The sequence below is a fragment of the Streptomyces sp. SID13666 genome, assembly GCF_010548325.1.
Taxonomy (GTDB): Bacteria; Actinomycetota; Actinomycetes; order Streptomycetales; family Streptomycetaceae; genus Actinacidiphila; species Actinacidiphila fildesensis.
The window spans coordinates 167,868-180,658 of sequence record NZ_JAAGLX010000003.1 but is presented as its reverse complement, the minus strand read 5'-3'; the positions used below and the strand labels follow the sequence as shown (position 1 = coordinate 180,658).

General features: G+C 72.5%; 8 protein-coding genes. 6 read left to right on the top strand and 2 right to left on the bottom strand.

What is annotated here, in order from left to right; genetic code table 11:
• The first annotated feature begins 222 nt into the window (after window positions 1–222).
• The 4 genes from G3I60_RS07820 to G3I60_RS07805 all read left to right on the top strand — a co-directional run bounded on the left by G3I60_RS07820 (window position 223) and on the right by G3I60_RS07805 (window position 9,067).
• A complete protein-coding gene (locus G3I60_RS07820; protein ID WP_138352523.1) occupies window positions 223–1,770 on the top strand; it encodes an acyl-CoA carboxylase subunit beta in 1,548 nt (515 codons plus the stop codon).
• A 127-nt stretch (window positions 1,771–1,897) separates the two neighbouring features.
• The gene (locus tag G3I60_RS07815) at window positions 1,898–3,673 is read left to right on the top strand and encodes a fatty acyl-AMP ligase (RefSeq protein WP_164292924.1); all 1,776 of its coding nucleotides are present in this window, start codon (window positions 1,898–1,900) and stop codon (window positions 3,671–3,673) included.
• Window positions 3,666–8,054: a beta-ketoacyl synthase N-terminal-like domain-containing protein gene (locus G3I60_RS46305; RefSeq protein ID WP_343240821.1), complete on the top strand. Its 4,389-nt coding sequence runs from the start codon at window positions 3,666–3,668 to the stop codon at window positions 8,052–8,054. Before G3I60_RS07815 ends, G3I60_RS46305 begins: the two co-directional genes overlap by 8 nt.
• Complete coding sequence (locus tag G3I60_RS07805) at window positions 8,054–9,067, top strand: alpha/beta hydrolase family protein (protein ID WP_164606927.1); 1,014 nt, start codon at window positions 8,054–8,056, stop codon at window positions 9,065–9,067. Before G3I60_RS46305 ends, G3I60_RS07805 begins: the two co-directional genes overlap by 1 nt.
• Before the next feature lie 31 nt (window positions 9,068–9,098).
• Here the strand turns inward: G3I60_RS07805 and G3I60_RS07800 are convergent, their stop codons facing one another.
• Entirely contained in the window at window positions 9,099–9,908 is an 810-nt protein-coding gene (locus G3I60_RS07800; RefSeq protein ID WP_164292922.1) for an ABC transporter permease, read from the bottom strand.
• Window positions 9,905–10,876, bottom strand: a complete 972-nt coding sequence (locus tag G3I60_RS07795) for an ABC transporter ATP-binding protein (protein ID WP_164292921.1) — start codon at window positions 10,874–10,876, stop codon at window positions 9,905–9,907. The genes G3I60_RS07800 and G3I60_RS07795 overlap by 4 nt, the downstream gene beginning before the upstream one ends.
• 281 nt (window positions 10,877–11,157) lie before the next feature.
• Between G3I60_RS07795 and G3I60_RS07790 the strand changes: the two genes are divergently transcribed.
• Both G3I60_RS07790 and G3I60_RS07785 read left to right on the top strand, forming a co-directional pair.
• Entirely contained in the window at window positions 11,158–11,319 is a 162-nt protein-coding gene (locus tag G3I60_RS07790; RefSeq protein ID WP_164292920.1) for a hypothetical protein, read from the top strand.
• A 234-nt stretch (window positions 11,320–11,553) separates the two neighbouring features.
• Window positions 11,554–12,789 carry a cytochrome P450 gene (locus tag G3I60_RS07785; protein WP_164292919.1) on the top strand — a complete coding sequence of 412 codons (1,236 nt, stop codon included), beginning with the start codon at window positions 11,554–11,556 and terminating at the stop codon, window positions 12,787–12,789.
• The last annotated feature ends 2 nt before the right edge of the window (window positions 12,790–12,791 follow it).

Here is a 12,791-nt window from a genome sequence, read left to right as displayed (position 1 = left end):
GCTCCTCTCCCGGGTCAGGGGCTCCTGGTCCTGGCGGGTCATGTGCTCGGGGCCGTCCGACCTTAACCACCGCACCCGCCGTTCGGCTTGTCATCGGAGTGACAGAAGGCGGACGGGCGGCTGTCACGCCCCGCTCTAGTGGCCCGGCACCCGGAAGCGGAACCTGTTGCCCCCATGACGCTCCAGAATTCCGGATCCCCCCTCCGGGAAGGAGAGCCGCGCATGACCCGTTTCGCCGAGTTCGAGTCCCGTCGCGCCCAGGTTCTGCGAGGAGGCTCACCAGCGGCCGTGGAGCGCCAGCACTCCCGAGGCCGGCTCACCGCGCGGGAGCGCATCGACCTGCTGCTCGACCCCGGCTCCTTCACCGAGACCGACGCCTTCGTACGGCACCGCTGCACCGCCTACGGCATGGACGCCTCCCGCCCCGACGGCGACGGGGTCGTCACCGGTCACGGCACCGTCGACGACCGCCCGGTCGCGGTCTTCGCGCAGGACGCCACCGTCTTCGGCGGAAGCATGGGGGAGGCGTTCGGCGAGAAGGTCCTCAAGGTCATGGACCACGCGCTGAAGGTCGGCTGTCCCGTGATCGGCCTCAACGACTCGGGCGGCGCGCGCATCCAGGAGGGGGTCGTCGCCCTCGCCCACTACGCGGAACTCGTCCACCGCAACGTCATGGTCTCCGGGGTGATCCCCCAACTGTCCATGATCCTCGGCCCGTGCGCGGGCGGCGCCGCGTACTCGCCGGCGCTCACCGACTTCACGGTCATGGTGAAGGACATCTCCCACATGTTCGTCACCGGCCCCGACGTCATCCACTCGGTGACGGGGGAGGAGACCACGGCCGAGGAACTGGGCGGCGCCCGCACCAGCTCCGCCGTCAACGGCACCGCCCACTACCTCGCCCACGACGAGGCGGACGCCTTCGACTTCGTGCGCGGGCTGCTCTCCTACCTGCCCGCCAACAACCGTGAGGCGCCACCGCGCTACCGGCAGCGCTCCGACCCCGGCATCACCGCGACGGACCGGGAACTCGACGAGATCGTGCCCGCCAACCTCGGTCACGCCTACGACATGCGGGAGATCCTGCGGCGCGTCGTGGACGACGGCGAACTGCTGGAGATCCAGGAACTGTTCGCGCCGAACATCATCTGCGCCTTCGGCCGGGTCGAGGGCTCGTCGGTGGGCATCGTCGCCAACCAGCCGCTGCACTCCGCCGGCGCCCTGGACATCAACGCCTCCGAGAAGGCCGCCCGGTTCGTGCGGTTCTGCGACGCCTTCGGTATCCCGATCCTCTCGTTCGTCGACGTGCCCGGCTACCTCTCCGGCGTACGGCTGGAGCACGAGGGCATCGTCCGCCGGGGCGCCAAGCTGCTGTACGCGTACGCCGAGGCCACCGTGCCCGCCATCACCGTCGTCGTCCGCAAGGCCTACGGCGGCGGCTACGCCGTCATGGGGTCCAAGCACCTCGGCGCCGATCTCAACCTGGCGTGGCCGACCGCGCAGATCGCCGTCATGGGAGCACAGGGCGCGGTCGCCGTCCTGCACCGCAAGGAACTGCGCGACGCCGAGGACCCGGAGCTGCTGCGCAAGCAGCTCACCGCCGAGTACGAGAACGATTACGCCACCCCGTACCTGGCCGCGGAGCGCGGCTACCTCGACGCCGTCATCCTCCCGCACGAGACCCGCGGCCGGATCGTCCGTGGACTGCGGTCGCTGCACGGAAAACACCGGCCCGCACCGCAGCGCCAGCACGGCAACATCCCCCTCTGAACCCCTCTGAACCCCTCTGAACCCGTCTGAACCACCCGCCCCCGGTCCCACGGATCCCCCCACCGGCCCCACGGAACCACCTCCTCCGAGAGCGGCCCCCCTCGCGCCCCCACCCCTCTGGAGTCCCATGCCCCCCGCGCGCCCTCTCCCGCCGACCGAGTTCCCACTGACCGAGTCCCTGCGCCGCTGGTCCACCGAGCGCGGCGCCCAGCGGGCCTTCACCTTCGTCGACTTCCCCACCCCGGACTCGCCGGGCCGGCACCGCAGCCTGACCTGGAAACGGCTCGACCAGCAGGCCCGCACGATCGCTTGGCGGCTGCGGGCCGATGTGGGCCCCGGCGAGCGGGCCGCGCTGATGCTGCCCCAGGGCCTGGGCTACGTGGCGGCCTTCCTCGGCTGCCTCTACGCGGGGGTGATAGCCGTCCCGCTGTTCAGCCCCGACCTGCCGGGGCACGCGGGCCGGCTCGCCGCCGTGCTCGACGACTGCGAACCGTCCTGCATCCTGACCGACACCCCGACCGCCCCCGCCATCGCGGCCTTCGCCGCCGAGCACGGGATCCCGCACCTCCCGGTCGTCCCCATCGACCGGCCGGCCGGCGCGGGCCCGCTGACCGACGCGCTCCCCGATCCGGACCGGCCGTTACCCGTACCCGAACTGGACGACATCGCCTACCTCCAGTACACGTCGGGCTCCACCAGGGTCCCCGCCGGGGTGATGATCAGCCACGGCAACGTCGTCGCCAACGCCCGGCAGGCCGTCGGGGCGTTCGGCGTGACGGCGGACGGCAGCACCAGCGTCGGCTGGCTGCCGCTCTTCCACGACATGGGCCTGGTGCTGAGCATCGCCGCACCCGTACTGGCCGGCATGTCGTCGGTGCTGATGGACCCGGTCTCCTTCCTGGAACGGCCCGTGCGCTGGCTGCGGTTGCTCGGCGCGTACCCGGGCACCATCAGCGCCGCCCCCAACTTCGCCTACGACTACTGCGCCACCCGCATCGACGAGGAACAGACCGCGGCACTGCGGCTCGACCGCGTCCGCGTCATGATCAACGGCAGCGAACCCGTACGGCAGGGCACCGTGGAACGCTTCCAGCGGGCCTTCGCCCGCACAGGACTGCCGCCGGAGGCGCACTGCCCCTCGTACGGCCTGGCCGAGGCGACCGTCTTCGTCACCACCGAACCGCCCGCCGACCTGCCCCGGAAGCTGGTCTGCGACCGCGAGGCACTGGCGGCGGGGCACATCCGGCCGTGTGCGGACGACGACGCCCTGGCGACCGTACTCGTCGGCTGCGGAACCCCGGTGGGGCAGGAGCTGCGCATCACGGACCCGGTGACGGGGCTGGTGCTGCCCGAGGACCGGATCGGTGAGATCCGGCTGCGCGGTCCCAACATCGGCCTGGGCTACTGGAAGCGGACCGGCCGTTCGCAGGCGTCCTTCGCCTCCCGCATCCCCGGCGAGCTGGGCGACTGGCTGCGCACCGGCGATCTCGGGGCGCTGCACGAGGGCCGGCTCCAGGTCACCGGACGGCTGAAGGACCTGCTGATCGTGGACGGCCGCAACCACTACCCGCAGGACCTGGAGGAGACCGTCCAGTCCTGCCTGGACTGCGTACGCCGCGACCGGCTCGCCCTGTTCACCGTCACCGGCGACGGCCGGCCCGACGAGGTGGTCGCCGTCGCCGAGCACGCCCGGGACCTTGACGTCACCGCCGAGCTGTGCGCGGCGGCGGAGCGGGCCGCCCGCGCCCGGATCTTCGCCCGGCACGGGGTACGGCTGGCCCGGCTGCTCCTCGTACCGCCCGGCGCGGTGCCGCGCACGTCCAGCGGCAAGGTCTCCCGTTCCGCCTGCCGCGAGCGGTATCTCGCGGGCGAGTACGAGAGGGAGGCGGCGGCAGGTGAGTGACGGCGCCGGGGGCGCGGGGGAGTCCGGCATCGCCGGGGAACTCCGCCGCACGATCGTCTCGCGGCTCTCCCAGTGGTACGGGCTCGACCCGGCAGAGATCGACGACGACCGGCCGTTCGCGGAGCTCGGCATCACCTCACGGGACGCCATCGCCCTCACCGCCGAACTGCGCGCCCTCACCTCGGTCCGACTCCCCGCGACCCTGCTGTGGGAGGCGCCGACGCTGGGCCGGCTGCTGTCGGTGGTCGAGGCCGCGGTCGGCGTCGGGGAAACGGCCGGCCTCCCGGCGCCGACTCCCCGGTCCGCCCCGGCACAGCCACCGGGCGGCGCGTCGAGTGCCGTCGCCGTCGTCGGTATCGGCTGCCGGCTCCCGGGCGGCATCACCTCCCCGGCCGCCTTCTGGGAACTGCTCAGTGCCGGCGGCAACGCGGTGGGCACGCTCCCCGAAGGGCGGTGGGCTCCGTTTCTTCCCGACGGCGTGCCGCCCGAGGGCATCAACCGGCATGGCGCGTTCCTGTCCGATGTCGCGGGGTTCGACGCCGAGTTCTTCGGCATCTCGCCGCACGAGGCCACCCTCATGGACCCGCAGCAGCGGCTACTGCTGGAAGTGGCACGGGAGAGCCTGGACCACGCCGCGATCCCCGCGCCAGGACTGGCCGGTACCCGCACCGGCGTGTACGTCGGGATCAGCGGCAACGAGTACGCCCAGCTCACCACCGCCGACCTGGAAGCGGTCGACGCGTGGACGCCGCCGGGCGCCGCCCTGAGCATTGCCGCGAACCGCCTCTCGTACGCGCTGGACCTGCGCGGACCCAGCCTCGCCCTGGACACCGCCTGCTCCTCGTCGCTGGTCGCCGTGCACCACGCCGTCCGCAGTCTGGTGTCCGGCGAGACCGACACGGCTCTCGCCGGTGGTGTGAACCTGCTGCTGTCGCCCGCGCTGACCCTGGCGTTCCAGCGCGCGGGCGCGCTCGCGCCCGACGGACGCTGCAAGACCTTCGACGCCGCGGCCGACGGCATGGTGCGCGGCGAGGGCTGCGCGGTCGTCGTCCTCAAACGACTGGCCGACGCCGAGCGGGACGGGAACCGCGTCCTCGCCGTCATCCGGTCGACCGCCGTGAACTCCGACGGCCGCTCCAACGGGCTGCTGGCCCCCAACCCCGAGGCCCAGCGGGCCCTGTTGGAACAGGCCCACGCCGGTGAGGGCTCCGAACTGGACTACGTCGAGGCGCACGGCACCGGCACCGCGCTCGGCGACCCGATCGAGGCTCACGCCCTGGGGGCGGTACTCGGCCAGGGCCGCGAACCGGACCAACCGCTGCTCATCGGCTCGGCGAAGACCAACGTCGGCCATCTGGAGGCCGCGGCCGGAATCACCGGGCTGGTCAAGACGGTGCTGGCGCTGCACCACGACGAACTGCCGCCGCACCTCAACTTCGGCACCCCCAACCCGCACATCGACTTCGACGCGCTGGGCCTGCGGGTCGTCGACTCCCCGGAGCCCTGGCCCCGTTACTCGGGCCGCGCCACCGCGGGCGTCTCCGCCTTCGGGTTCGGCGGCACCAACGCGCATGTCGTGCTGGAGGAGTACCGGCCCGCGCTGAGGAAGGCGCCCATGCCAGGGGGAGCGCCGGCGATCACCGTTCTCGACGCCCTCTCCACCGCACGGCTGCGCGAGGACGCGGCGCGGCTGAGCCGCTGGCTGTCGTCGCCCGCGGCCCGAGGGGTCAGGATCGAGGACGTCGCCCGTACGCTGCACGGCCGCACCGGTCGCGGCCGGTACCGCGCGGCCGTGGTCGCGGGCAGCATCGAGGACGCCGCGGCGGCCCTCTCCTGCCTCGCCGCAGGCCGCCCCCATCCGGCGGTCGTCACCGGCGGCCCGGTCACCGAAACCGCCCGCCCCGTCTGGGTGTTCTCCGGCTACGGCTCACAGTGGCCGGGCATGGCCCGCCGGCTGCTCACGGCGGAACCAGCGTTCGCCGAGGCGGTGGACCGGCTGGAACCCCTGTTGCTCGAGCACGCGGGCCTCTCGCTGCGCGCGGGACTCGAACCCGGCGCGGAGTTGTCGTCCCCTTCGGTCGTCCAGCCCGTGCTGTACGGGCTCCAGGTCGCCCTGGCCGGACTCTGGCGGGCGTACGGGATCGAACCGGCGGCCGTCATCGGCCACTCGATGGGCGAGGTCGCCGCGGCCGTGGTCGCCGGTGCGCTCGACGCCGAAACCGGCGCCCGTGTCATCGCGACCCGCTCCCGGCTGCTCGACGGGCTGACGGGCGGGGCGATGGCCGTGGTGGAACTCTCCGCCGCGCAGGTACGGGCACACGCCGGAACATGGCCCAGTCTGCGGGTCGCCGTCCACTCCTCGCCCGGCCAGAGCGTCGTCACCGGCACGGCGGACGACATCGGCGAACTGATCCGACAGGTCGCGCGGGAGGGCGGGCTCGCCCGATCGCTGGGGGTCACCGCGGCGGGCCATTCCCCGCAGGTCGACCCGCTGCTCGGCCCGCTGGCCGAACAACTCGGCGAGGTGCCGCACGTGCCGCCCGGCGTTCCCTTCTACAGCACCGTCCTGGACTCGCCCCGCGACCTGCCGGTCTTCGACACCGGGTACTGGGTGGCCGCGCTGCGCCGACCCGTGCGCTTCGCGCAGGCGGTTGCCGCCGCGGCGGCGGACGGGCACCGGCTGTTCGTCGAGGTCTCCCCGCACCCCACACAACTGCATCCGCTCGCCGAGACGCTGCGCGCTTCGGATGCCGCTTCGGATGCCGCATCGGGAGCCGCTTCGGGAGCCGGGGACGCCGCGCTGTTCCCGACCCTGCGCCGGAACACCGACGACGCCTTGTCGTTCCGGCACAGCCTGGCGGCGCAGCTGGTCAGGGGCGCGGCGATCGACCCCGGGGCGCTGCACGGGAGCGGCCGGATCGTCGACGTACCGAGCGCCGGGTGGCGGCACCGTCCCTACTGGGTGAAGGGCCGGCTGGCGGCGCAACGGCAGGAACCCGATCCCGTACCGCTGCCGGTCCCCGGAGCCTCCGAACCGGCGGACCGGCCCAGGACCGTCATCGACCGGCTGCGCGAGCATGTCGCCCAGGTCATGGGGTACGCGCCGGAACACATCGACCCCGGGACGCCGCTCACGGAACTCGGGCTCGACTCCCTCATGGCCACCCGCATCCTGGCCGCCGTCCAGCGGGACTTCGGCACCGTCGTCGAACCGCGCGTGCTGCTGCGTAACGGCACCGTCGCCGCGCTCGCCGCGTGGCTGGAGCCGTCGGGCGCGGGGGACGGTACGGAGCAGGCGGCCGAGGATACGTTGACGGGTGTGCTTCCCCGGGACGCCGCCGAGCGGCTGGTCTCCCGGGCCTGGCAGAGCGTCGCCGGCGGCCGGCCGCCCGGCGCCGAGGACGACCTCGGTCTGCGGGAACTGCCCCGGGAGCGGCTGGCGGAGCTGGCCCGGGAACTGTCGGAGCGGGCCGGATGCGAGGTACCGGCCGGTGACCTGCTGACCGGCCCCTCCACCGTCGCCGCCGTCGCCGGTCTGTTGCGCCCGCGCCTGGAGACACCCGTCAGCGGTCCACTGCGCGTCCTGCGGGCGGGCGGGAGCCGGCCGCCGCTGTTCCTGATCCATCCCGCGGGCGGATCCACCGCCGTCTACCGCGCCCTCGTCCAGCGGCTCGGCGACGAACAGCCCTGCTACGGACTGGAACGGCTGCCCGGCCCCGACGCTGTGCACAAGCGGGCGGCGGCGTACGCGCGGATCGTCCGTGAGACCCGCCCGCGCGGGCCGTGGCTGCTCGGTGGCTGGTCCTACGGCGGGGTGGTGGCCCAGGAGACGGCACGGCTGCTGGCCGGCGACGGAACCGTGCCCGCGCTGATCCTGATCGACAGCGTGCTGCCGCTCCCCGTCCCCGAGTTGTCGCCTGCCGAGGAAGCCCGCCGCCGCTTCGCGGAGTTCGCCGCGTACGTGGAGCGCACCTACGGCAGTCCGCTGCCGCTGCCCTACGACGAACTCGCGACGCTCGACGACGCCGGGCAGATCGAGCTGGTGGTCAAGGCGCTGGAGCAGGCGGCGGATCTGCCCGCGGCCGTGCTGGAACACCAGCGCACCTCGTACCTGGACCTGCGTAGCGGGGAACGGCACACCCCGCGCCCGTACACCGGCCGCACGCTGCTCTACCGCGCCACGCGGAGCGCGCCGCACACCGTCCAGGACGCGCGCTACACCCGTACCGACGAGGCGCTCGGCTGGGACGGGTCCTGCACCGACCTCTCCGTCGCGCCGATCGAGGGAGATCACCTCTCCCTCCTCGATCCGCCCGCGGTCGACGAGCTCGCCGCGCTGCTCACCCGCGATCTCAACCCACCCACGACAAGAGGGATCTGATGCACACACAGCGCCGTCGCCGTACGTCCCGCGCCGCCGTCGCCGGAGCGGCCATGCTCGCGGCGACCGCCGCGCTGACCCTCGGCCCCACCGCTCTCGCCCCCGCCGCCGCCGCTTCCACGACGGCCGCCGCCCCGGCGCGTACCGCCCTGGACGGGGCCGGCATCGTCTCCGAGACCTGGCTCGACAGCCGTACCGTCGATCTGCAGATCAACTCCCCGGCGATCCGCGGCACCGTCGGGACCAGGCTGCTGCTGCCGGCCGACTGGTCGGCCCAGGCCACCCGCACCTGGCCGGTGCTCTATCTGCTCCAGGGTGCGCACGACGACTACACCTCGTGGACCCGCGAGACGGATATCGAGCAGTTCACCGCGGACAAGGAAGTCATCGTCGCCATGCCGTCGTCGGGGCCCACCGGCATCCCCAGCACCTGGTGGAACTTCGGCTCGGGCGCCCCGGACTACGAGACCTTCCAGGTCACGGAGTTGATGCAGCTGCTGCAGCAGAACTACCGGGCCGGGACGACGCGGGCCATCGGCGGGGTGTCCACCGGCGGTTGGGGCGCGATCGCGTTCGCCGCCCGGCACCCCGGAACGTTCAAGGCGGCGGCCTCGTACAGCGGTGTCCTCCACACGACGATGCCCGGTATGCCGATCATCGTCGAGGCGATCGTGGGCCGTGAAGGCCTTCTGCCCTGGGCGCTGTGGGGCTCCCCGATCTTCCAGAGCCCGCTGTGGAACGCCCAGAACCCCTACGCCCTGGCATCGAAGCTGACCGGCACCAGTCTCTACCTGTCCTCCGGCACCGGTGTCGTCGGCGGGAACGGGGAGCTGAGCGCCGAGGCACTGGAGACCACCCTGTGGCCCGCGTCCCAGAGCTTCGCCGCCCGGCTGCAGCAGCTCGGCATCCCCGTCCAGACGCACTTCTACCTCGGCGGCACCCACAGCTGGACCTACTGGCGCAACGAGTACAAGACGTCCTGGCCGCTCCTCTCGCAGGCCCTGGGGCTGTGAACGACTGACGCCCGGCGCGCTGTGACCCCGGTCAGGCGCGCCGGGGCTCCCAGCGGAAGAGGCGCCGGGCGGCCAGCAGCACGCCGGCCGTCCACAGAGCGGTGATCAGCAGGGCGGGGCCGGCGGACTGCCAGGTGTGCAGCAAGGAGAGATCGGCCAACGGGCCGCCGTTCCAGCTCTCCTGGCCGAAGCTCTTGCCGAACCACGCGGTTCGGAGGGCCTGCACGACCGGGGTGAGGGGCAGGGCGTGCGCCGGACCCTGCAGCCAGGAGGGGAGCGACGACAGAGGCGTCGCGACACCCGCGCCGAACATGCAGAGCATGAGGACCGGAGTGGCGACCAGCGGGGATGTCTCGGCGCTCGGCGTCAGCCCGGACAGCGCCACGGCGAGCAGGGCGAACAGTAGATAGCCCGCGACCAGGGTGAGCAGCAGCAGCGCCGGGTCGGCGGGCAGCGGCGCGTGGAACAGACCCACCGAGAGGGTGCCCAGCACCACGGCCTGCAGCAGGACGACGATGCCGCTCGCGCCGATCTGGCCGGCGAACACGGCGCTGGGGGGCACCTCCGTACCGCGCAGCCGCTTGAGCACCAGATCGTCGCGGCGGGCGACGACCGCGTTGAGGAGATTGACGAAGGACGTGACGAGCGCCAGCCCGATGAAGCCGACGGTGACGTAGCCGGCCGCGCTCACCCCGCCGATCTCCTTGTCGCGCAAGGGCGCCGCGACGAACAGATCCAGCAGGACGGGGAGCAGGAACCCGATGAAGGTGGAGCGGCGGTTGCGCCAGAAGACCTTCCAGGACAGCAGGAGTTGGCCGTGGGCGTAGCGGGTCCAGGTCATCGGGCGGCCGCCTTGCTGTGGTGGTCCGGGCGGACGGTGCCGTGGTCGTCGGACGCCGTCCGTCGGTCGCCGGCGAGGGCGAGGAACACGTCCTCCAGCGAGGCGTGCCGTACTTCGATGCCGTCGAGTTCGACGCCGCGCGCGCCGGCCCATTCGTGCAGGACGGCCAGCGCGGGCGCCGTCCGGGCGACGGCGTAGGACACCGCGTCACCCTGTACGGCCAGGTCCGCGCCGGGAAGCCGCGGCAGGTCCGAGGCGGTGGTGGCGAACGGCAGCGGGAAGGTGATCCGGCTGCGCTGCCCGGAGAGGACCTCGGCGACCGTGCCGGTGGCGGTGATGCGGCCGGCGTCCATGATGGCGACCCGGTCCGCGAGTTGCTGGGCCTCTTCCAGGTAGTGCGTGGTCAGCACCACGGTGGTGCCGGCCGCCCGCAGTTCCCTGACGAGCTGCCAGGTGTTGCGGCGGGCCTCGGGGTCCATGCCTGTGGTGGGCTCGTCGAGGAAGAGCAGCTCGGGGTCGTTGAGCACGGCGAGCGCGAGGTCCAGCCGGCGGCGCTCACCCCCGGAGAGCTGGCCGACGCGGGTGCCGGCCTTGGTGTCGAGCCGTACCTGGCCGAGGACGTCGGCGGTGGCGCGGGCCCGCCCGCTGAAACGGCGCCAGGCGTCCACCGTCTCCCGGACGGTCAACTCCTTGAAGAATCCGCCCTCCTGGAGCATCACCCCCGTCCTGCGGCGGAGCGCTGGCCCGTCCGCGTAGGGATCCAGCCCCAGCACCCGCACCGTACCCGCGGTGGGCGGACGGTAGCCCTCGACGACCTCGAGGGTGGTGGTCTTGCCGGCGCCGTTCGTTCCCAGCAGCGCGAACAGCTCTCCGCGCCGGACGGTGAAAGACGCTCCGCGTACTGCTTCGTAGTCCCCGTAGGACTGCCGCAATTCCACTACTTCTATGACTTCGGGAATCTCCTTCATGCGCACATGGTGCGCGGTATCAGAGAGGGTCTGCAAGAGGGAATGAATTCATTTTACCTTCCTGAGCTGCGAGTTCGTCGAATATGTAAAACGTCATAAGAAAGCGGTATGACATTTTGCAGGCGGTGTTTCTGACTTTTCCCACTGATGTGCGGACGGCCCTCGGGTGCATATTTCTCTCATCGCCGGAAGCGGCCGGGAAAACCGGAAGCCGAAGGGGATGAGGGAATCGGCAGACCGGCCCACCAGGGGCCGGCGCCGTGAAACGAGAGGAGTCGGCCATGGCTGACAACAAGGACATCACCGAGACCGCCGCTGTCGCCGAGACCGAGCAGTTCGACATCGAGGTCGAGGAGCTGGACACCGTCTCCGGCGGCATCAGCGTCAGCTCGCTGCTCTCCGCGGCCTGCCCGGTCTCGTCCTTCAGCTCGGTCTCCAACTGACCTCACGGTCCGTGTTGGTAAGGCCTCCGAGTCTGACGCAGTAGCGGCCGACTGAGGCCGGGCCGGCGGGCGTCCTCGCTCCGCCGGCCCGCCACGGCCGCGGGAATCCGCGCCTCGGTGGGACCTGAACGGTCCCACCGGGGCGCCCCTCGTCCGGCACCCGGCTCCATCCCTGACGACACAACGACACATCGATACATCGACCAACTCACGGACCGACAAGGAGAACCGGGCATGGAAAGCCTCCGCCACCAGCTCACGCGGTTCATCCAGGACCCGGCCGCGCGACGCGACCCCGCCGGGCTCTACCGGCGGCTGCTGACCGAGGCCCCGGTACTGGACCTGGGACGCGTCCACGTCATCTCCGGCTACGAGGAGATCGTCACCGTCCTGATGCACCCCGGAACCGCGGTGGACCCCGCCGCGATCGGGCTCGACCGCCCCGGTTCCTCCGCACTCGCCCAGGTGCTCGCCCGTACGCTGCCGATGCGGGACGGCGCCGACCACACCCGGCTGAAGCGCCTCGCGACCGCCGCGTTCAGCGCCCGCCGGCTCGCCGAGATCCGCGCCAGGATCGAGACCACCACCGAGGAACTGCTCGCGCCCCTGCTGGCCGGCGGCTCCTTCGACCTGGTGGCCGACCTCGCCGTGCCGCTGCCGGTCGCGGTGTCGTGCGCGATCCTCGACGTGCCGCCCGAAGAGCGCGAGCGGGTCACCGGCTGGGCCGGACTGGTCGCGCGGTCCCTCCTGGACCCGTTCGCCGACGCCGAACAGACCGCCGCCCTGGACGCCGAGTTCGAGGGGTTCCGCGACTGGGTCGAAGAGCTGTGCGCCGCCCGCGCGGCGCGCCCCGGCGGCGATCTCATCAGCCGCCTCGTCCTGGCCAGGGACGCGGGACAGCTGGACGACGAGGACCTGCTCGCCTTCGTCGTCATGCTGTTCGCCAACGGGCTCGAAACACTCACCTCCGGACTCGCGGTCGCCGCCTGGCAGTTGCTGCGGAACCCCGCGCTGGCCGCCGGGATCCGCGCGGAACCGCACACCGCCGAGGCCGTCTTCGACGAATGCCAGCGGCTGGGCAGCCCGGTACGGGCCAGCGCCCGCGGGCTGGGCGGCGACGTACAGGTCGGGGACACACTGCTGCCCGCCGGACGGGTGGTGCTGCTGCTGTACGCGGCCGCCAACCGCGATCCGCGCCGCTTCCCCGATCCCGACCGATTCGACCCGGCCCGGGCGGAGCGCCGACATCTGGCCTTCGGACACGGGCCGCACCACTGCCTGGGCGCTCCGCTGTCACTGATGGCCGGCGGAACGGTCCTGGCCCTGCTCGCGGCGGCAGGCGCCGATCGGGAGTTGAGCACCCCGCTCGACGAGAGCACCGCCCGCTGGAGCGAGCAGTTCGTCTTCGGCGGGCTGCGGGAACTGCCCGTCGAGGTCAGGCAGCTCACCTCCCTCGGCGCGGGGATGTGACG